This window comes from Flavobacterium bomense, assembly GCF_003970355.1.
The window spans coordinates 70,479-89,876 of sequence record NZ_RYDJ01000002.1; the positions used below are offsets into that span (position 1 = coordinate 70,479).

At 34.3% G+C, this 19,398-nt stretch carries 19 protein-coding genes; 5 read left to right on the forward strand and 14 right to left on the reverse strand.

Annotated features, from left to right (window positions below; translation table 11 throughout):
* Positions 1-6: 6 nt before the first annotated feature.
* From EKL98_RS03120 to EKL98_RS03140, 5 genes are all read right to left on the reverse strand, one after another.
* On the reverse strand, positions 7-543 hold the full coding sequence (locus EKL98_RS03120) for a mechanosensitive ion channel domain-containing protein (RefSeq protein WP_126459381.1): 537 nt from the start codon (positions 541-543) through the stop codon (positions 7-9).
* A gap of 7 nt (positions 544-550) precedes the next feature.
* Complete coding sequence (locus tag EKL98_RS03125; RefSeq protein ID WP_126553376.1) at positions 551-1,135, reverse strand: Maf-like protein; 585 nt, start codon at positions 1,133-1,135, stop codon at positions 551-553.
* Positions 1,128-1,997, reverse strand: a complete 870-nt coding sequence (locus EKL98_RS03130) for a geranylgeranylglycerol-phosphate geranylgeranyltransferase (RefSeq protein ID WP_233589347.1) — start codon at positions 1,995-1,997, stop codon at positions 1,128-1,130. The genes EKL98_RS03125 and EKL98_RS03130 overlap by 8 nt, the downstream gene beginning before the upstream one ends.
* A 95-nt stretch (positions 1,998-2,092) precedes the next feature.
* On the reverse strand, positions 2,093-2,620 hold the full coding sequence (locus EKL98_RS03135) for a KdsC family phosphatase (protein WP_126459389.1): 528 nt from the start codon (positions 2,618-2,620) through the stop codon (positions 2,093-2,095).
* Positions 2,604-3,377 (reverse strand): Rossmann-like and DUF2520 domain-containing protein, encoded by a 774-nt coding sequence (locus tag EKL98_RS03140; RefSeq protein WP_126561537.1) that lies wholly within the window; start codon positions 3,375-3,377, stop codon positions 2,604-2,606. The genes EKL98_RS03135 and EKL98_RS03140 overlap by 17 nt, the downstream gene beginning before the upstream one ends.
* A gap of 199 nt (positions 3,378-3,576) precedes the next feature.
* On the opposite strand from EKL98_RS03140, the gene ccsA reads away from it, so the two are divergent.
* The gene (gene ccsA / locus EKL98_RS03145) at positions 3,577-6,777 is read left to right on the forward strand and encodes a cytochrome c biogenesis protein CcsA (RefSeq protein ID WP_126561538.1); all 3,201 of its coding nucleotides are present in this window, start codon (positions 3,577-3,579) and stop codon (positions 6,775-6,777) included.
* A gap of 603 nt (positions 6,778-7,380) precedes the next feature.
* On the opposite strand, the gene EKL98_RS03150 is transcribed toward ccsA, so the two are convergent.
* The 3 genes from EKL98_RS03150 to EKL98_RS03160 form a co-directional block, all read right to left on the reverse strand.
* Complete coding sequence (locus tag EKL98_RS03150) at positions 7,381-8,214, reverse strand: OmpA/MotB family protein (protein WP_126459398.1); 834 nt, start codon at positions 8,212-8,214, stop codon at positions 7,381-7,383.
* Positions 8,215-8,266: 52 nt separating this feature from the next.
* Positions 8,267-9,268: a glycosyltransferase family 2 protein gene (locus EKL98_RS03155; protein WP_126561539.1), complete on the reverse strand. Its 1,002-nt coding sequence runs from the start codon at positions 9,266-9,268 to the stop codon at positions 8,267-8,269.
* 65 nt (positions 9,269-9,333) lie between these two features.
* Complete coding sequence (locus EKL98_RS03160; protein ID WP_126459401.1) at positions 9,334-9,780, reverse strand: type I restriction enzyme HsdR N-terminal domain-containing protein; 447 nt, start codon at positions 9,778-9,780, stop codon at positions 9,334-9,336.
* A gap of 93 nt (positions 9,781-9,873) precedes the next feature.
* Here EKL98_RS03160 and holA point away from each other — a divergent pair, with 93 nt between their 5' ends.
* The 3 genes from holA to ettA all read left to right on the forward strand — a co-directional run bounded on the left by holA (position 9,874) and on the right by ettA (position 12,892).
* Entirely contained in the window at positions 9,874-10,878 is a 1,005-nt protein-coding gene (holA, locus tag EKL98_RS03165) for a DNA polymerase III subunit delta (protein WP_126459404.1), read from the forward strand.
* Positions 10,879-10,943: 65 nt separating this feature from the next.
* Positions 10,944-11,126, forward strand: coding sequence for a CAL67264 family membrane protein (locus EKL98_RS03170; RefSeq protein ID WP_126459407.1), 183 nt, complete (start codon positions 10,944-10,946; stop codon positions 11,124-11,126).
* Between the two features lie 71 nt (positions 11,127-11,197).
* Positions 11,198-12,892, forward strand: a complete 1,695-nt coding sequence (gene ettA, locus EKL98_RS03175) for an energy-dependent translational throttle protein EttA (protein ID WP_126459410.1) — start codon at positions 11,198-11,200, stop codon at positions 12,890-12,892.
* A 267-nt stretch (positions 12,893-13,159) separates the two neighbouring features.
* Here ettA and EKL98_RS03180 read toward each other — a convergent pair whose 3' ends face one another.
* Together EKL98_RS03180 and EKL98_RS03185 are read right to left on the reverse strand one after the other, a co-directional pair.
* Positions 13,160-13,576 carry a thiol-disulfide oxidoreductase DCC family protein gene (locus EKL98_RS03180; RefSeq protein WP_126459413.1) on the reverse strand — a complete coding sequence of 139 codons (417 nt, stop codon included), beginning with the start codon at positions 13,574-13,576 and terminating at the stop codon, positions 13,160-13,162.
* An 87-nt stretch (positions 13,577-13,663) separates the two neighbouring features.
* The gene (locus EKL98_RS03185) at positions 13,664-15,829 is read right to left on the reverse strand and encodes an endonuclease MutS2 (RefSeq protein WP_126459416.1); all 2,166 of its coding nucleotides are present in this window, start codon (positions 15,827-15,829) and stop codon (positions 13,664-13,666) included.
* Between the two features lie 113 nt (positions 15,830-15,942).
* Between EKL98_RS03185 and EKL98_RS03190 the strand changes: the two genes are divergently transcribed.
* Positions 15,943-16,611: a uracil-DNA glycosylase gene (locus EKL98_RS03190; protein WP_126561540.1), complete on the forward strand. Its 669-nt coding sequence runs from the start codon at positions 15,943-15,945 to the stop codon at positions 16,609-16,611.
* A gap of 147 nt (positions 16,612-16,758) precedes the next feature.
* Here EKL98_RS03190 and EKL98_RS03195 read toward each other — a convergent pair whose 3' ends face one another.
* The 4 genes from EKL98_RS03195 to tsaE form a co-directional block, all read right to left on the reverse strand.
* Positions 16,759-17,133: a DUF4258 domain-containing protein gene (locus EKL98_RS03195; RefSeq protein WP_126451527.1), complete on the reverse strand. Its 375-nt coding sequence runs from the start codon at positions 17,131-17,133 to the stop codon at positions 16,759-16,761.
* Positions 17,134-17,169: 36 nt separating this feature from the next.
* Positions 17,170-18,369 carry an alanine dehydrogenase gene (locus EKL98_RS03200; protein WP_197037185.1) on the reverse strand — a complete coding sequence of 400 codons (1,200 nt, stop codon included), beginning with the start codon at positions 18,367-18,369 and terminating at the stop codon, positions 17,170-17,172.
* A 94-nt stretch (positions 18,370-18,463) separates the two neighbouring features.
* The gene (locus EKL98_RS03205; protein ID WP_126561541.1) at positions 18,464-18,937 is read right to left on the reverse strand and encodes a GNAT family N-acetyltransferase; all 474 of its coding nucleotides are present in this window, start codon (positions 18,935-18,937) and stop codon (positions 18,464-18,466) included.
* 8 nt (positions 18,938-18,945) lie between these two features.
* Positions 18,946-19,353: a tRNA (adenosine(37)-N6)-threonylcarbamoyltransferase complex ATPase subunit type 1 TsaE gene (gene tsaE, locus EKL98_RS03210; RefSeq protein ID WP_126561542.1), complete on the reverse strand. Its 408-nt coding sequence runs from the start codon at positions 19,351-19,353 to the stop codon at positions 18,946-18,948.
* Positions 19,354-19,398 lie beyond the last annotated feature (45 nt).

Below are 19,398 nucleotides of genomic sequence, written 5' to 3' on the forward strand. Positions count from 1 at the left end.
AGTAAACTAATCCGTAAATTCTTTTTGATCGGCATAATTGTTTAGTATCGAAATTCCTTTTTGCAAAAGCAAGCTGTTCGGATAGATGATTTTTTCTCCATCTATAGTTTTCAAATACACGTGAAAAGCCCCTATATCTTCAATTTGAGCTTCAATAGGAAAATCTTTGTCATGAATTTTTATTGTATCTCCAATTTTAAACGGAAAAGAAAAAAACAAAATAACTCCAGAGGTGATGTTGCTCAAAATAGACCATTGAGCAAACATAGCGACACCTACAACGGTGGTAATAGAGGAAAGTGCAATAATAATATCCTTTGTCTGAACGCCCCAAATTAGTATGACAGCTATAATTGCAAGAATATTTATAAATAAATGAATGTATTTGATGACTAAATTAGTTCGATGCTCCAGTTTTTGGTTTGATTTAGCATAGCTGCGTACTAATTTTGCAGCAATAATTCTCAAAAAAATCAACAGCAATCCTAGGATTCCTGTGGCCACCAGTTCTCTGGAATACTCGTGAAATATAAATGTATCCATAATGCAATCAGTCTAATTTAGTTAAGTAGTCATATACTTTATCCGTAGGCATTCCCATCACATTAGCATAGGAACCTTCAATTTTTGAAACGCCAATAAAACCAATCCATTCCTGAATACCATAAGCACCCGCTTTGTCATAGGGCTTGTAATTTTCTATATAGTAGCGAATGGATTCCTCACTCAACGTGTTAAAAGTGACTTTTGTTATTTCATGAAGCAGGACTACTTTTTCATTTGTCTTAAAGCAAACAGAAGTAATTACTTGGTGAGTAGCATTCGATAATGATTTCAAGATTTCAAAAGCATCCTGTTCGTCTTTTGGTTTGCCTAGCGCTTTGTTGTTGTACCAAACAATGGTGTCACTGGTGATTAGGATTTCATTTGACTGTAATTCACCGTCAAAAGCACTGGCTTTTAATTCAGCCAAATAGTTCGTGATTTCGTACGCTTTTAACTCAGGAGGATAAATTTCTTCGATTTCTTTCAATCGAATTTCAAAATCTAAGTCCAAATCTTTGAAAAATTGCTGCCGTCTTGGCGATCCTGAAGCCAGAATAAGGGTGTATTTTTTTAATTTATTTTTAAGCATTATATTTTATATTTAAACGAATAACAATAACGGATAAAATTCCTAAAAGAAGGATGCATTTTAACAATACACTCAAGATGCGACACTCTCTTTTTGATTTTGCAGACCAAATTTTTAAAGTGAAATAAAACAACGGACCTACAACAAATAACAACATATATAATGTTGCAAACAACAAATCTAACAGGTACCGATGAATATAACATACGATAAAAAATAGCGGAATCAAACTTAAGCCGGAAACTATTTTTGCCGTTCTGGATTTTCCAATTACAATAGGTAAGGTACTCATTCCTTGATTATAATCGCCATCTGTATCTTCTATATCTTTGACAATTTCCCGAAGCAGATTAATAACAAAAGCAAAAATAGCATAATCTATCAAGATAGAAAAAAACAAGCCCATTTGTTGCTGATTATTTATTGTTGTTGCAGGAAATAAATCGAAAACTCCAATGATAATCACACTAAAAGAAAGTAGTAAAGCCACAATGATATTACCAATAAGTATCATTTGTTTCAGACTGGTTGCATACAAATAAAGTGTTGCGGCAACCAAAATAAAAATAGAGGCAAAACCTGGTTTTCGTATGACATTCGACAAATAAAAACCAATCATTACCCCACTTGACGTAAGCCAAATATACAGATTATAGGCTTGAATTTCTGAAATGGTTTTGCCCACAATCACAGCATTTGGTTTATTGACGGTATCTGTTTTTTGGTCAAAGATATCATTGATCACATAGCCGCCTGCAGCGATCAAAGCAGTTGATAAAATTAATAATCCATACTGCCAATCCGATAACGCCAAAGAAATATTCTGAACGTGTAAAAAACCATACCTGAAAACAAATTGCATAAAAGCAAGCATTAGCAAGTTCTGGTATCGAATTAGTTTTAAAAAAGGAACCACAGATGTTATTTTAAATTTATAATTTAACATTTAAAATAGTACTAATCATGCTTCCCGTCAAAATGTGCCATCCATTTCCCTTGTGCTTTCATGACTTGCTCGATGACATCTCTGGCCGCTCCTTTTCCTCCGTTTTTATGCGAAATATAACGGGAAATAGCTTTGATTTCCGGGCTAGCATCTTGGGGACAAGTGGGTAATGTGACTAACTGCATCACATGATAATCAGGAATATCATCGCCCATGTATAACACGTTTTCAGGTTTAATGTTGTAAAGTTCCACATATTCTTTAAAAGTTTCTACTTTGTCCGGCGTACCTAAATAGATGTCTGTAACCCCCAGATTTCGTAGCCTGACTCGAACCCCTTCATTGCTTCCGCCGGAAATAACACATACATTAAACCCGCTTTCTATAGCTGCTTTCATAGCATATCCATCTCTAATATTCATGGTGCGCAATATTTCTCCTTCATTAGTTACAAAAACAGAGCTGTCAGTTAGTACCCCATCGACATCAAAAATAAAAGTAGTGATCTCGTTCATTATTTCTTTATAACTTTTTGCCATTCTCTTGTATTGATTGTGTTAGTATTTTATAAATAGTCAGATGATTTTCATTTGATAAAAAAGCTTCGTGGGCTTCAATCGTTGAAGTGTCATTGCGTTTTGCAGGACCCGTTTGTGCCTCTTGCGGCGAAAGTACCATTATTTTTCGAACTGTTTCTGCAATTAAAGGTCTTAAGATTTCAAATGGAACCTGATGTTCCTGGCAGATTTCCTGACCTATTTGGTACAAATGATTGGTAAAATTGTTCACAAATACGGCCACCACATGCAAGGCTTTTCGTTGCTCAGAGTTGATTGCATAAACGGTTCCTGAAATTGATTTGGCCACTTTATCCAATAATTCATAATCAATCCCATTTTCGCTTTCTAAACAAATAGGAATGATATTGAAATCGACCACTTTGTTTTTGGTAAACGTTTGCAAAGGATAAAAAACGCCTCTTCGATTATTTTCGTCTAATGCATGCAAAGAAACACTCCCGGAAGTATGCACCACTAAGCGATTCTTGAAAGCTAGATTAGAGGAAACTTCAGCAATAGCATCATCAGAAACTGAAATGATATAGATGTCGGCTTCAACTAAAGTATTGAAATTATTAGTGACTTTTTCCAAGTCTATTAGGTGGGAAACACTTTTTATTTGTCTCGAATATACCTGAACCAATTCTATTTCTGTCCCTGGTCTATGAGGATTTTGAAATGCCGCAATTAAATGCTGTGCCACATTTCCGGAGCCAATAATAACTACTTTGATCATGGGGTAAAATTAGCAAAAAAAATATGAAGTGTATTATTCAATTTTCAGGAAGGTTACAAATAAAAACCAGCCTAAAAAAAAGTTCTTTAGCCTCCTTGAAAAAGACTTAATTTTAGTTTAAATTAACAAATGTAGGAATATAGAAGTCAACATTTTTAAGTACTTTTGTACCACTTTTATAAAACATAATCCCATAAAAATGGATAAAAAAATATTTTCTTTTTTGTTTTCTACACGATTAATGGCCTTTCTGTTTATTTCATATGCCGTTGCCATGGCCACAGGAACTTTTATCGAAAGTAAGTACAATACGGATACGGCAAAAATTTTAATTTATAATGCGTGGTGGTTTGAGGCTATTCACGTATTTTTTGTGATTAATTTCATCGGGAATATTAAGCGGTATCAACTCTTGAAGAAAGAAAAATGGGCTACTTTATTGTTGCATTTGTCTTTTATTCTTATCATTCTTGGTGCTTTTGTAACGCGATACATCAGTTATGAAGGAATGATGCCAATTCGTGAAGGGGCCGCTGAAAATCAGATTTTTTCTGACAAAACCTACCTGACACTTTTTGTAGACGGCGAATTTAAAGGAGAAATGAAACGCCGGGTTTTTGAAAAACAGGTACTGCTTTCTCCTGCCACTAGTAATAATTTTAGCATTTCCGGTACTTTTGCTGATACCCCATTTGAAGTGGAATATGAAAATTTTATAATGGGAGCTAAAGAATATGTCAAACCTGATCCAAAAGGAATTTTGTATTTGAAATTAGTCGAAGCAGGAGATGGTAGTCGTCATGAACATTTCTTGAAAGAGGGCGAAGTACAAAATATTCATAATGTTTTATTTTCGCTAAATAAATTTACGGATGGTGCCATAAATATCAATACTACAGGAAACGCGTATACAATTCAAACACCTTTTGAAGGAGATTTTATGCGAATGGCAGATAAACTAAAAGGAAAAGTGACTAAGGATAGCGCGCAACCATTGATGATGCGTTCGTTATACACAATAGGTGAAATGCGATTTGTGCTTCCGGATCCTGCTGTAAAAGGGGTTATCGATTATGAATCTAATAATGATTTTAAAGCTAAAAATCATGAAGATGCACTAACAGTAAAAATAACGGCTGAGGGACAAGAAAAAACAGTAACCGTTTTAGGCTCCAAAGGTAAATTAGGAGATGTAAATTCAGTAAAAATTGGGAATATAGAGTACTCGGTTTTTTATGGAAGTAAGGCGTATGTTTTGCCTTTTAAAATTAAATTGAATGACTTTATTGCACAAAAATATCCAGGAACAGAGAAAAGTTATTCTTCATTTGAAAGTCAGGTTACTGTTGAGGATAAAGAACCTTTTGATGCCAGAATATATATGAACAATGTTTTGGATTATAAAGGATATCGCTTTTTTCAATCCGGTTTTGATCCTGATGAAAAAGGAACCATATTGTCTGTAAATCACGATTTTTGGGGAACAGCAATCACTTATGGTGGTTATTTCATGCTATATTTTGCCATGATGTCCATTATGTTTACTAAGTATTCTCGTTTTGCAGATATTAAGAGAAAATTAGAAGTGGTAAAAATTAAGAAAGCCAAATTGCTGACTATTTTAATCCTGCTATTTAGTTTCAACAGTTTTGCACAAGAACACGACCATGCGGATCACGAGGGACATGACCATGAACAAACCCAAACCGCACCAGAGACCCATTCCAATCATACTAAAAAGGTGTTCAGTCAGAATGAATTACAGGCGCTAATTACAAAATTTAAAGTTCCTGCTGAACATGCCTCAAAATTTGGACGATTGGTCATTCAGGATGCTGGTGGACGAATGAAACCTATCAATACTTTTTCTTCAGAATTGTTGCGAAAAGTAAGTCATGATGATACTTATAAAGGAATGAATTCAGATCAGGTATTTTTGTCTATGACACAATATGCGAGTTACTGGATTGAAATCCCTATTATTTATATCAAAAGTGGGAATGATAGTATTCGTAAAATTATAGGAATTGATAAGGAAGCTAAATTTGCTCCTTTCGTATCTTTCTTTGATGCAAAAGGAAATTACAAGCTTTCAAAATATTTAGAAGAAGCTTTTAAAGTTGCAAATCCTAACCAGTTCGAAAAAGATTTTATCGAAACGGATAAGAAAGTAAATCTGATGGAATCAGCTTTGAGCGGACGAATTTTAAAAATTTTCCCAATACCGGAAGATAAAAACAACAAATGGGTTTCTTATTTAGAGCTCAATGAAGCCGGTTTCAAAGGAATGGAAGCCACGTACACTAAAAATGTATTGCCTTTATATTTTGGATCTTTGGCAAGCGCTGCAGCATCCAATAATTATGCAGCATCCGATGAATTACTGGGGAGTATCAATGGTTTCCAAAAACGTTTTGGCAGCAAAGTGATGCCAAGCGAAGAAAAAATAACTTCGGAAGTATTGTATAACAAATATGATGTATTCAAAAAACTGCCGTATTTGTATATTTTCTCCTCTGTTTTGATGTTGTTCTTCACGATTTTACAAATCTTCAAAGAAAGAAAAGCATTAAATTATTTAGTCAATTTCATGCACATTGTCGTGATTGGATTATTTGCATTACACACCTTTGGTTTAATCGCCAGATGGTATATTTCTGGTCATGCACCATGGAGTAATGCGTATGAATCTATTATTTATGTAGCCTGGGCAACTATGTTTTTTGGTTTGGCTTTCGATAGAAAATCAAAGCTTACTGTGGCATCATCTGCCTTTGTAACCGCTATGATTTTAGCGGCAGCTTACATGAACTGGATTGACCCGGAAATTGCAAATTTACAACCGGTGCTGAACTCCTATTGGTTAATGATTCATGTGGCGGTAATTGTGGCCAGTTATGGACCGTTTGCGTTAGGAATGATTTTGGGGACGGTTTCATTATTGCTGATTTTGTTTACCAATGAAAAAAACAAAGCCAAAATGGATTTGAATATTCAAGAGATCACTTACATTAATGAATTAGCCTTAACGATAGGTTTGATAATGTTGACTATTGGAAACTTCCTTGGAGGACAATGGGCCAATGAAAGCTGGGGACGATACTGGGGCTGGGATCCAAAAGAAACTTGGGCATTAATCAGTATTATGGTCTATGCTTTTGTAATTCATGCCCGATTTGTTCCATCACTACGCGGGAAATGGGTATTCAATTTAATGAGTATGTTTGCTTTTATATCTATATTATTCACCTATTACGGTGTGAATTTTCATCTGGTAGGATTGCATTCCTATGCGAGTGGAGAAGCCCATTCCTTAAACTGGATTTGGTATTCACTGGCAGTAATAACATTATTTGGTGCTGTTTCCTATCCAAAATACAAGAAATATTATAAGAAATAAGTTGGATTATTTTCCAATAACAAATAGACTGTCTCAATATAAAAATGAGCCAGTCTCTTTTGATTGTATTTCTAAAAGAGAAAACCTACTAGTTCCTAAAATCGATTTCACTCTCGAGAAGATGAAGTTGTAAAAAAAGTAAAAAGCAGCTCATGGAGTTGCTTTTTTGCATAAACAACCAAAACGGCTTGCATACAGGACAAAATGTATGGATATAATGGTTGTGTCTGTCGTGTTGGAAGGGGATGGTGTCGTGAATAAAGTATTTGATTGGAAATAAGAAAAGCATGCATTATAAGTCGCTTTGAGTTGGTCATTTAGCATGTGATTTTCCTTCTTATGCATAAAATCAGCATAGGTAGTTGGGTATGGAATAGGAGTTTATTTCTCCCGGAATAAATTTTGTTCTTCGTATTCTATGGTTTGATAGTAGTTTGATGAGATGCCTTAAAAGTGGTTTTTTTGAACCGCCATGCAATTATATTAATACAACCTAAAAATAGGTAAATCAATTAAATAAAAAAGTCCATTTGTCATTTTTTTATATAAAAAAAGAGGCTGTCTTTTTGAGACAGCCTCTATAATTTCAATTTAAATATGTAATTACGGTCTTTGTTTTTTCATTTCTTTTTCAATCATTTCGTAGAATTGATCAATTTTTGGTAAAACAACAATACGAGTTCTTCTGTTACGAGATCTGTTTTCAGCCGAATCATTTGCAACTAAAGGAATATATGAACTTCTTCCTGCCGCTATTAATTGCTCTGGTTTAACACCCAATTGATTCGTTAAAACACGAATAATAGAAGTAGAACGTTTCACACTTAAATCCCAGTTGTCAAGTATCACACCGGAACCATTGTAAGGAACATTATCAGTATGTCCTTCAACCATACATTCAAAATCGGGTTTATCATTGACCACTTTGGCAACTTTAGCCAAAACCATTTTGGCTCTATCAGTCACTTCATAACTTCCGCTTTTAAACAATAGTTTGTCAGCTATAGAGATAAATACAACTCCTTTTTCTACATTTATTTCGATATCCGGATCAGAGATTCCTACTGAACTTTTTAAACTAGTAACTAACGCAAGTGTTACACTGTCTTTTTTAGTTAAAGCATCTTGCATTCTACTAATTTTCAAATCTTTCTCTTTGATAGATTCTAACGCTTTTTCAATATTTTCAGCTCCTTTAGTAGACAGAATAGTCATGTCTCTAGAAGTACTGATTAAACCTTGATTTTGGTCTTTCAAACCACTCACGGTAGCAATAAGACCCGCTTTTTCTTCTAAGCAAGAATTTAATTTTACAGTTGCTGTATTTAATAAATCCTGAGTTTCTTTGTTTCTAGCTTCTAAATCAGTGTATTTCTTTTTTGATACACATGAGGATAGTACAGCTAAAACAGATAAGGCAATTACTATTTTTTTCATAAATTGTTTAGTTTTAGTTTTAATGTTAATTACAAATTTAACTTTTTTATATTTATTTTATTCCAAATAAATCGTTAAAAACAACGATATTCCTGATAAAATAAATGTAAACGATACTTTTTGTAGTATAGTATTTTTGTTTTTGAAATTTTGTTCTTTTTTTGCATTGTGATGAAAATAGGCTGTAAAAGGACCCGTGGGCTTTTAGTATTGCGAAAAAATGTTTGAACTTTCCTTTGAAAATAAATTGTAAACCTGCAATTCCGTCTAACACCATTCGGATTAAAAGTATCCAAAATAATTGATTTTTTGGGATATTTTTGGTTAGCATTAACAATGAATTTCTAAAGTTCAAAAAAGTTTTTTTGGAATTCCCTTGTTGCAAAGTAGCCCCGCCAACATGGTAAACAACGGACTCATAATTGTATTTTATTTTATACCCTTTGTTGAAAGCACGCCAACATAAATCAATCTCTTCTTGATGTGCAAAAAAATCGCCGTCAAAGCCATTTAATTCCTTATAAACAGAACTTCGGATAAAAAAACAAGCTCCGGAAGCCCAAAATATTTCTCGGTTGTCATCATACTGACCACAGTCTTTTTCTACGGTGTCAAAAATTCGTCCTCGACAATACGGATATCCAAATTTATCAATGAATCCACCGGCAGCACCAGCGTATTCAAAATATTCTTTGCGTTTGAAATCTAATATTTTAGGCTGAATAATGGCAGTTTCAGGTTCTTTTCTAAAAGTTTTAAGTATCGGTTGCAACCAATTTTCAGTCACTTCAATGTCAGAATTCACCAAGGCAAATAGTGTAGCATCTATGTGTTTTAAGGCTTCATTGTAGCCACTGGCAAAACCCAGATTGCTTTCGTTTTTAACAATTTTAACCAAAGGAAAAAAAGCTTTTATATAAGAAATCGAATCATCTGTAGAGGCATTGTCAGCCACATAAATGGTAGCTTCCGGTGAATATTTAACCACAGACGGCAAAAATTTTTCTAATAATAAAATTCCATTCCAATTCAGGATGACAACAGCTACTTTCATTCAGATTTTTAGATTTTCAGATTTTTCGACATTTTAGACCATTACAATCTAAGAAGTTTAATATTCTAACTATTATAATTTGGTAGATTCTCTAGAAAAGCATATCTCTCGTTTTCAAAATCCATTTGGCAAAAGTAATGATTCAATCCATTAGTCACCATTAAAAATTCAGACTTTAGTGTCATATTATATCTTGCAATTTGGTCGAAAGTCGCTTGGGTAATTTTTACTTCAGGCGCTTTGCATTCGATTAAAATAAAAATAGAACCATCCGGATTAAAAACCACAACATCGTATCTTTTGCGCAAGCCATTGACTTTAAGTACTTTTTCAACATTAATCAATGATTTTGGGTATTTTTTTTCTTCCAATAAAAATTGAACTACATGCTGGCGAACCCATTCTTCGGGAGTAAGAATGATGAATTTTTTCCTGATTGCATCAAAAATAGAAACTTTATTTTCGCTATTTTTGAACCGAAAAGTATAGGAAGAAAAATTTAATTGCTGCATGAAGCAAAAATAGTTATTTTGTTTAAAATTTAAGGTGTAAAGTTTCATACGATTCAACAAACTTTAAACTTTAAACTTCAAACAAAAAAGAAAATGGATGAAGTATTAAAAATTGTAAATGATATAAAAAACGGAACCATCAGGCCCCTCTATTTTTTGATGGGAGAAGAGCCATATTATATTGATAAATTAGCGACTTATATTGAGGATAAAATATTAACAGAAGAAGAAAAAGGATTCAATCAGACCGTTTTATACGGAAGGGATGTTACGATAGAAGATATTATCTCGACCGCAAAACGCTATCCAATGATGGCGGAACGACAGGTGGTAATTGTCAAAGAAGCACAGGATTTGATTCGCACGATAGACAAACTGGAGAGCTACGCTGAGAATCCAATGGCAACAACCGTTTTAGTTTTTTGTTACAAATACAAAACGCTAGACAAACGTAAAAAACTAACCAAGTTATTGACTAAAAATGGAGTGGTTTATGAAAGTAAAAAACTGTATGAAAACCAAGTTGGGGACTGGATTAAACGTGTTTTAGCAGGTAAAAAGTATGCTATAGAGCCTAAAGCCAGTGCCATGCTAGTGGAATTTCTAGGAACGGATCTAAGTAAAATAAACAATGAACTCGAAAAATTACAAATTATTTTACCAGCGGGAAGTACCATAACTCCTAAACATATTGAGGAAAATATAGGGTTTAGCAAAGATTTTAATGTATTTGAATTGCGAAAAGCAATTGGCGAACGCAACCAATTAAAGGCGTATACGATTGCTGAAAACTTTGCCCAGAATCCAAAAGATAATCCAATGGTGGTGACTACCAGTTTGGTTTTTGGATTTTTTATCCAATTACTAAAATACCATGGTTTGAAAGACAGAAATCCTAAAAATGTAGCTGCCGTATTAAGCGTGAATCCGTTTTTTTTGAAAGAATATGATGTGGCTTTGAAAAACTATCCCATGAAAAAAGTGAGTCAGATTGTTGGTGCTTTAAGAGATATTGATGTCAAAAGCAAGGGTGTTGGCGCCAATGCAATGTCGCATTCTGATTTGTTACGAGAAATGCTTTATAAAATATTTAATTAAAGGACAAAAATTTCCGATATTTGCACTCCCGAAACTTCGGGTTATTAAAAATAAATACCACAATTATGGGAATGAATAAAAATACTATTTTAGGTTGGGCTACTTTGATAATGATTGTAATGGGTTTATTGCTTATCGCATTAGGCGCTTTTAAATATGATGACGTAGCAGGCTGGGGATTTGCAGCTGTAGGTGTTGGCTTTTTGGCTAATGCTTGGGTGTTTAGTTCACTTAAAGGCAGACTTTAGTAGTTATTCTTAATGTAGATATGAGACTTAAGAGCAAATAGATAATATAATTTTAAATTAAAAAAATAGAGATGGCAGACGATAAAAAAGTGATATTCTCAATGTCAAAATTGAGTAAAACCTATCAAGGAGCAGATAAACCAGTACTTAAAAACATCTATTTGAGTTTCTTTTATGGAGCTAAGATTGGTATTTTGGGTTTAAATGGTTCCGGAAAATCTTCTTTATTAAAAATTATTGCCGGTGTTGATAAAAACTACCAAGGAGATGTAGTGTTTGCACCGGGTTATACGGTAGGGTATTTAGAACAAGAACCTATTTTAGATGATACTAAAACGGTTATTGAAATTGTAAGAGAAGGAGTTGCTGAAACAATGGCAGTTTTAGAAGAATTCAATAAAATCAATGATAGTTTTGGTTTGCCGGAAGTCTATGAAAATGCCGATAAAATGGAGCAATTGATGGATCGTCAAGCACTTTTACAAGACAAAATTGATGCATTGGGAGCGTGGGAAATCGATACTAAACTGGAAATTGCCATGGATGCTTTGCGTACTCCGGAAGGCGATACGCCAATTAAGAATTTATCTGGTGGTGAGCGTCGTCGTGTCGCTTTATGTCGCTTGTTGTTGCAACAACCTGATGTATTGCTTTTGGATGAGCCTACGAATCACTTGGATGCCGAAAGTGTACTTTGGTTAGAACAACATTTAGCACAATATGCCGGAACTGTAATTGCAGTAACGCACGATAGATACTTCTTGGATAATGTGGCCGGTTGGATTCTGGAATTGGACAGAGGGGAAGGAATTCCTTGGAAAGGGAACTATTCTTCTTGGTTAGACCAAAAATCAAGCCGTATGGCATTAGAAGAAAAAGTAGCTTCAAAACGCAGAAAAAACTTAGAACGCGAGTTGGATTGGGTTCGTCAAGGTGCCAAAGGGCGTCAAACAAAACAAAAAGCGCGTTTGCAGAACTACGATAAATTACTGAATGAAGATCAAAAACAATTAGATGAAAATCTGGAAATTTATATTCCAAATGGACCACGTTTAGGGACGAATGTAATTGAAGCCAAAAATGTTGCTAAAGCTTATGGAGATAAATTATTGTATGATAATTTAAATTTTACGTTGCCACAAGCAGGAATTGTTGGGATTATCGGACCCAATGGGGCTGGTAAATCAACTATCTTCAAAATGATAATGGGCGAAGAGAAGCCAGATGCAGGGGAATTTTTAATTGGGGATACCGTAAAAATTGCTTACGTAGATCAAGCGCACTCCAATATAGATCCTAATAAATCGATTTGGGAAAACTTTGCTGACGGTCAGGAATTGATAATGATGGGCGGAAAACAAGTAAATTCAAGAGCATATTTGTCACGATTTAATTTTGGTGGTGGAGAACAAAATAAGAAAGTTTCTATGCTTTCCGGTGGAGAACGTAACCGTTTGCATCTAGCAATGACTTTGAAAGAAGAAGGAAACGTACTTTTGCTGGATGAGCCTACGAATGATTTGGACATCAATACACTTCGTGCATTAGAAGAAGGTTTGGAGAGTTTTGCCGGTTGTGCGGTTGTTATTTCTCACGACAGATGGTTCTTAGATAGGATTTGTACACACATTCTAGCTTTTGAAGGAAACTCTGAAGTGTATTGTTTTGAAGGTGGCTTCTCTGAATATGAAGAAAATAAAAAGAAACGTTTGGGTGGTGATTTAACACCAAAACGATTGAAATACAGAAAGTTAATTAGAAGTTAGTCTTTCTGAAATTTGTTAATAACAGCAAGAGGATGACTAATAGACATCCTCTTTTTTTGTTCTGTAATTTTTGTTCTGTCGGAATTCATCATAATGAAAACTGCTAAAAAATTTCTACGTTGACTAAACCAAATTTGACAACCATTATAAAAGTTCCGTTATCCCAAGAAAAAAGTGTAGTGTCTTTCTTGATCCATTTATTTTAAGTTGGTTCAAATTCAGGCTTCTCATAAAATAAAAGGCATGATAATTATTATAATTGGTCTTTTAGTCTAAAAACTTAGCCTCTAACTCTTTTGTGGGAATCATACAACTTTCCTTTTTTCCAAACCATTTGTATCGATTTACAGCGATATAATCATAAAAGAAATTGTTGAACGATGTGGGGAATATCGAAAATATAGTGGTTAAATAAAATAGCCCACCTAAGTTTTTAGCTATTGCTAAAGCAGCTTCTGATTTATAATAATAAGCAAAACCAGGCTGATACAGAATAATACTATCTGTTTTTTGTGTATTAACTCCCAAATGTTTGATGATTTTTTGACCCAAATCAGATTGTAAGGCGACAAATCGGAAAATATCTTTAGTATCATGCTTAATAATCACTTGCACCGCCGAATCACACAGATTACAAACGCCGTCAAAGAGAATTATTTTTTTGTCTTTAGGAATATTGAGCATAATTTAAATTTTATAATTCAACTAGATTGAAATTTCTGCTTCATCAAAATGATGAAATACGTGATGAGACTGCAAACTGAATACTGGTTACTTCTTCCCCGCTTCAACAAACTCCAGCGCTTCCAAACTGACTTTTGAAGTAAATACGCCGTAGTTCACTGTTACTTTGTTTTTTTCAATAGAATCGATGGTTCCTACTGCTTTTCCATCAAGCATTCGCACGCGATCGCCTACTTTTAAGGTTGGTTTTGGTTTTTCAACCACGATTTTTAATTTCTTTTCTTTCTTTTCTTTTCTTATTTCCTCCACTTGAACCGTAACTTCTTGAATGACTTCTTTTTTCTTTTCTATCAGTGCTTTAGTTTCTTTAACAGTTACTTTTTTGCGTTTTGAATTTTCTATTTCAATAATTTTAAGAAATTCACCAAGCAATTCTTTCTTATTTTTATTATTGAAATATTTCTCTGAAATGTCTTCAATTTTTTGTCCAATGTAAATCGTTTTCTGATTGCTGTCGTATAATTCCTGATAGCTTTCTAGTTTTTGTTTGATTTTCACATTGATAGTCTCCATTTTCTTGCCTTCTTCACGCGCTTTTGTTTCTTCTTCTTTGAGGGTTTGCGATGTTTTTTCCATCTTTGAACGCTCTTTTTGAAGTGTGGCAATCGTTTTATCAAAGCGTACTTTTCCAACTTCAATTTTCTTTTTGGCCCGATTGATTAAGCTGAAAGGAATTCCGTTTTTCAGAGCGACTTCAAAGGTAAATGAACTTCCGGCTTGACCTAATGCCAATTTATACATAGGCTCTAATGATTTTTCATCAAAAAGCATGTTGGCATTGGTAGCAAAAGGCAATTCGTTAGCCAGAATTTTTAGATTTGAATAATGAGTGGTAATAATCCCAAAAGCTTCCCGATGGTAGAACTCTTCTAAGAAAATTTCGGCTAAAGCACCTCCCAATTCAGGATCTGAACCCGTACCAAATTCATCAATAAGAAACATAGTTTTTCTATTACACTTCTTCAGGAAATAGTTCATGTTCTTTAATCGGTAACTGTATGTACTTAATTGATTTTCAATAGATTGATTGTCTCCGATATCTGTTAAAATTCTATCAAATAAAAATGTTTCACTGCGTTCATGAACGGGAATTAACATACCGGATTGTAGCATCAGTTGCAATAATCCAACGGTTTTCAAGGAGATAGTTTTTCCTCCTGCGTTGGGTCCGGAAATTACAATAATTCTACTTTCCTGACTGAGTTCAATAGTTTGCGGGTGTGTAATTTCGTTTTTCTGTTTATTATTCAAATATAAAATAGGATGGTACGCATCTCTAAAATAAACACGACGTTCCTCAGTAATTGTTGGCAAAATTCCGTTGATTTTATTAGCATAATTTGCCTTTGCGGCAATTACATCAATATCACTCAAGAAATCCTGATATTCAATCAATAACTGTAAAAAAGGACGAATATAATTAGATAACTGTTTTAAAATTCGGGTGATTTCTTCTTTTTCTTCATATTCTAAATTACTCAATTCACGAGAATATTGTAAGGTAGCTTCCGGTTCAATATAAGCAATACTTCCAGTCTTGGAACTGCCCAGAATGGATCCTTTTACTTTGCGACGGTACATGGCTAAAACGGCCAAAACACGTCTGTTTTGTACAAAACTTTCTTTTATATCGTCTAAATATCCTAATGAGTTGTATTGTGTCAGTGCTGTGCCAAAACTTTGATTCACTTTCCCGCGAACCGCATTCATGTTCCTACGGATATTCAATAAATCCGGGGATGCATTGTCTTTTATTTCACCATATTTGTCAACTACTTCATCGACCATCGTGATAATTTCTTTAGTCAGTTCAACTTGGTTTGCTCTTGCGTTTAAATTTGGATAATAATCTTCGAATTTTCTCAAAAAACTCAATAGGAAATTTACCGTTGATGAAATGGTAGCGATTTTTCTAAAACTGCCCACTTCCAAGAAACTGTCTTCAATGGCCAGAAATTTTATCTCATACGTGATGGCATCAAAACCATGATTTGGAATGGCATTGTTATTTTGGAAAGACGAAACATATTCCGATGTTTGCATTAATGCCTGTACCAACGTTTCCTTGTCTTTAAATGGAGTGATTTCTAATGCTTTTTGTTTTCCAATGTCAGTATTACAAATGGTCGAAATGGTTTCGAGAACAGTTGGAAATTGTAAATCTTGTAATGTTTTTTCGGTGATGGATATCATTTTATAATCTAAGTTGTAAAGGTTCAAAGTTACAAAGATTCAAAGTGAAATGCATTAATTTTTTTAGCGTACTTTGCGAAAAACTTTGCGAACTTTACGGCAAAATAAATTACATGCAAATTAACCTCAATCCCTCTTGGAAAACCATTTTATCAGACGAAATCAAGAAATCCTATTTTCAGGAATTAATGGGAACTGTTGATGAGGAATATAAAAATCATACTTGTTATCCTCCCAAAGAATTGATTTTTGCAGCGTTTAATTATTGCAGTTTCAAAGATGTAAAGATTGTTATCATTGGTCAAGATCCGTATCATGGTAAAGGCGAAGCGAATGGTTTGTGTTTCTCTGTGAATGACGGCATCCGAATTCCGCCGTCGTTACGCAATATTTTTCGCGAAATGAGTGATGATTTAGGGACTATTTTTATGCCTGCTGCCGGTAATTTAGAAGCTTGGGCAAAGCAAGGTGTTTTATTGTTGAATGCCTCGCTGACCGTGAGAGAAGACAGCCCAAATAGCCATAAACACTTGAAATGGAATGTTTTTACGGATGCAGTTATCCAAAAAATTTCGGGAGAAAAAGAGCATGTTGTTTTCTTACTTTGGGGAAATTTCGCCCATAAAAAAGGACTTAAAATCGACCGAAATAAACATTTGGTTTTTGAATCCGGACATCCTTCGCCTATGAGTGCAAATCAGGGAAAATGGTTCGGGAATAAACATTTTAGTAAAACAAATTCTTATTTGAAAAGAAATGGTTTAGAGCCAATAGAATGGTAGTAGTCTTTTAAACTATTCTTAAATTATATTTTTCTGAACCAGTAAGAAATTAAGGATTTAAAACTTAATTTTCTAAATTTTTTAATGGTTTAAAAGATTTTAATAGTACTGGTTTTAGAATTTGTTTTTGTTTGTATAAAAGAGTAATTATTTTTTTATTATATCTTCCAGAACGGCTCTGTCAGCATAATTAATTACTTTCAAAGTAACTTCTTGGTTTTTGATTGTTTTACCTTCTATAAGGTAGAGTTTTCCTTTCTTAAGATCAATATTACTTTGGTCAAAATCAACATCTCCAAATTGCAATGTATTTTTTATATCGGCAGTATCAATCCATTTTTCAGCTAAAATAAGTGAAGCTTTATCCGAATAATAAAAGGGTTTGTTTCTTAAATCATTTAGTACTCTTGCGTTTGGAAAATAGTTGCAGCGGGTGTCTTTGCCGCTGAAAACTAACGCAACAAAAAACAGCCCTATTACTAAACCTACTAAATAATAGGCAAAACGATGTATAAACTTCATGAATTATATTTTTGGCAAAGGTAGCAGAAAGTTTTCTTAAAAAACAATTAAATTAATGTCGTTATTGGGTAAGTCAAACCAGTCACTAATAGCATTGTTTGTGAGGATTCCGTGGTACATATAGACGCCATTTTTCAGCCCTTTATCGCAACGGATAGCACTCTCAATACCACCATCCTCAGCAATTTTCATTAGGTAAGGCGATATTATATTACTTATGGAAAGCGAAGCGGTTTTAGAATAGCGGGACGGAATATTAGGCACACAATAATGCAAGACATTGTTCTTGATAAACGTTGGTTTTTCATGGGATGTCACTTCTGAAGTTTCAAAACATCCTCCGGTATCAATGCTTACATCTACGATTACGGCGCCAATTTTCATGTGTTCTACCATGGTTTCTGTCACTATCACGGGACAACGATCTTTACCTCGCATGGCGCCAATGGCGACATCACACCTTCTCAATGCTTTTAGCAAAGCTTTTGGTTGTATGGTAGAAGTAAAGATTCGTTGGTTCAGATTATTCTGCAAACGACGTAGTTTGGTGATAGAATTATCAAAAACTTTGACATTGGCTCCTAATCCTATAGCGGTTTTGGCAGCAAATTCCCCCACCGTTCCTGCACCTAGAATGACCACATCAGTAGGAGGGACTCCGGTAATGTTACCGAATAATAGTCCTTTTCCAAATTCATTAGTAATCATCAATTCGGCAGCAATTAGGATAGAAGCAGTTCCTGCTATCTCGCTCAGGGATTTTACTGCAGGATAGGTTCCGTCTTCGTCTTTGATGTATTCAAAAGCCAATGCGGTAATTTTCTTTTTGGTTAAAGCCTCAAAATAGTTTTTTTTACGCGTTTTTAATTGGATGGCTGACAACAGAATGGTTTGCGGATTCATCATTTCAATTTCGGTAAGTGTGGCAGGTTCCACCTTCAAAATCATAGGACAACTGAATACTTTTTTGGTGTCATTTGTGATTTCGGCACCTGCATCACTATATTCTTTGTCGGTATAACTCGAACTCAATCCCGCACCAGCTTCAATCATTACGCGATGTCCGTGATACGTAATTGAAGTAACAGCATCTGGTGTAAGACAAATCCGACGTTCTTGATAACTCGTTTCCTTGGGAATACCAATAAAAAGTTCACTTTTTTGTCTTGCAATTTCCAGTTTTTCCTCCTGAGGTAAAAGCTGTTGTTTTGTGAATGGTGTTATAGTTATTGACATTGATGTTGTTAAATTAAGGGTACAATTTACGTAAAAAGTTTTATAAACGATACGAATTCAATCTTGATAAATTCGTTTATAAGACAACTAAATCTCAGTGAATGATTCTTTCCATTTTTATATCGGCTCGCTCATAAACGCCATCTTCTAACAGTACTTCTACGAAATCAAATTTTTTATACAAATGAATAGCCGATAGTAATTTCCGGTTCGAATATAAAATCAGTTTCTCCATTCCTTTTGTTTCGGCAACAGCAAGGCAATGCAGCATTAATTTTTTGCCAACTCCCAGTCCTTGTGCGCTAACAGTAACAGCCATTTTACTCAGTTCAAAAGTGGCATTATCGATTTTTATTAAGGAAACTGTTCCTACTATGGTATTCTTGTATTTTGCATAAAAAATCATTCCGCCTTTGTCAATTATCTGACCTTGCGGATCCGAAAGTATTTTTTCATCTTTGGGTTCAACCCAAAAATGTTTTTGTAACCATTCCAGATTTAATGTTTTTATCGCTTCTTTGAAAGCAGGGGCAAATGGTATTATTTCAACGGTATTATCTACACTCATATTTACTTTTAACTTAAGGTTAAAGAACGTTTTCCGTCAGGAAGCAGTGAAATAGTTATAACGGAATGTGTTTCCGGAATCAAATTTGGGATCTTCTCAGCCCATTCTATAAAGCACCAATTACCAGAATACAAATAATCATCAATCCCCATATCCAGCGCTTCGACTTCAGTATTTAATCTGTAAAAATCAAAATGATAAACTAACTGATTGTCAAATGCTTCATATTCATTAACTAAAGAAAAAGTTGGGCTACTCGTTGCTCCGGTTACGCCAAGCGTTTTACACAATCGCTTGATCAAAGTTGTTTTTCCAACGCCCATTTCCCCATGAAAAAGAATCACTTTTTTAGGATTCTTTGTAATGATTTTTTGCGCCACTTCCTCGAGTTCGTCAATAGAAAAAATGATATTCATTCTTGTGAAATTGTTTAAAGTTTAAGGTTCATGCTATACATTAAA

Excerpts from the sequence above, each read along its gene's own strand:
- ettA (WP_126459410.1), top strand. The coding sequence starts at position 11,198 with ATGGCAGACGATAAAAAAGTGATATTCTCAATGTCAAAATTGAGTAAA.
- EKL98_RS03180 (WP_126459413.1), bottom strand. The coding sequence starts at position 13,576 with ATGCTCAATATTCCTAAAGACAAAAAAATAATTCTCTTTGACGGCGTT.
- EKL98_RS03205 (WP_126561541.1), bottom strand. The coding sequence starts at position 18,937 with ATGAGTGTAGATAATACCGTTGAAATAATACCATTTGCCCCTGCTTTC.
- EKL98_RS03120 (WP_126459381.1), bottom strand. The coding sequence starts at position 543 with ATGGATACATTTATATTTCACGAGTATTCCAGAGAACTGGTGGCCACA.
- EKL98_RS03130 (WP_233589347.1), bottom strand. The coding sequence starts at position 1,997 with ATGCAATTTGTTTTCAGGTATGGTTTTTTACACGTTCAGAATATTTCT.
- tsaE (WP_126561542.1), bottom strand. The coding sequence starts at position 19,353 with ATGAATATCATTTTTTCTATTGACGAACTCGAGGAAGTGGCGCAAAAA.
- holA (WP_126459404.1), top strand. The coding sequence starts at position 9,874 with ATGGATGAAGTATTAAAAATTGTAAATGATATAAAAAACGGAACCATC.
- EKL98_RS03200 (WP_197037185.1), bottom strand. The coding sequence starts at position 18,369 with ATGTCAATAACTATAACACCATTCACAAAACAACAGCTTTTACCTCAG.
- EKL98_RS03155 (WP_126561539.1), bottom strand. The coding sequence starts at position 9,268 with ATGAAAGTAGCTGTTGTCATCCTGAATTGGAATGGAATTTTATTATTA.
- EKL98_RS03160 (WP_126459401.1), bottom strand. The coding sequence starts at position 9,780 with ATGCAGCAATTAAATTTTTCTTCCTATACTTTTCGGTTCAAAAATAGC.
- ccsA (WP_126561538.1), top strand. The coding sequence starts at position 3,577 with ATGGATAAAAAAATATTTTCTTTTTTGTTTTCTACACGATTAATGGCC.
- EKL98_RS03135 (WP_126459389.1), bottom strand. The coding sequence starts at position 2,620 with ATGGCAAAAAGTTATAAAGAAATAATGAACGAGATCACTACTTTTATT.
- EKL98_RS03150 (WP_126459398.1), bottom strand. The coding sequence starts at position 8,214 with ATGAAAAAAATAGTAATTGCCTTATCTGTTTTAGCTGTACTATCCTCA.
- EKL98_RS03195 (WP_126451527.1), bottom strand. The coding sequence starts at position 17,133 with ATGAAGTTTATACATCGTTTTGCCTATTATTTAGTAGGTTTAGTAATA.
- EKL98_RS03190 (WP_126561540.1), top strand. The coding sequence starts at position 15,943 with ATGCAAATTAACCTCAATCCCTCTTGGAAAACCATTTTATCAGACGAA.
- EKL98_RS03125 (WP_126553376.1), bottom strand. The coding sequence starts at position 1,135 with ATGCTTAAAAATAAATTAAAAAAATACACCCTTATTCTGGCTTCAGGA.
- EKL98_RS03170 (WP_126459407.1), top strand. The coding sequence starts at position 10,944 with ATGGGAATGAATAAAAATACTATTTTAGGTTGGGCTACTTTGATAATG.
- EKL98_RS03185 (WP_126459416.1), bottom strand. The coding sequence starts at position 15,829 with ATGATATCCATCACCGAAAAAACATTACAAGATTTACAATTTCCAACT.
- EKL98_RS03140 (WP_126561537.1), bottom strand. The coding sequence starts at position 3,377 with ATGATCAAAGTAGTTATTATTGGCTCCGGAAATGTGGCACAGCATTTA.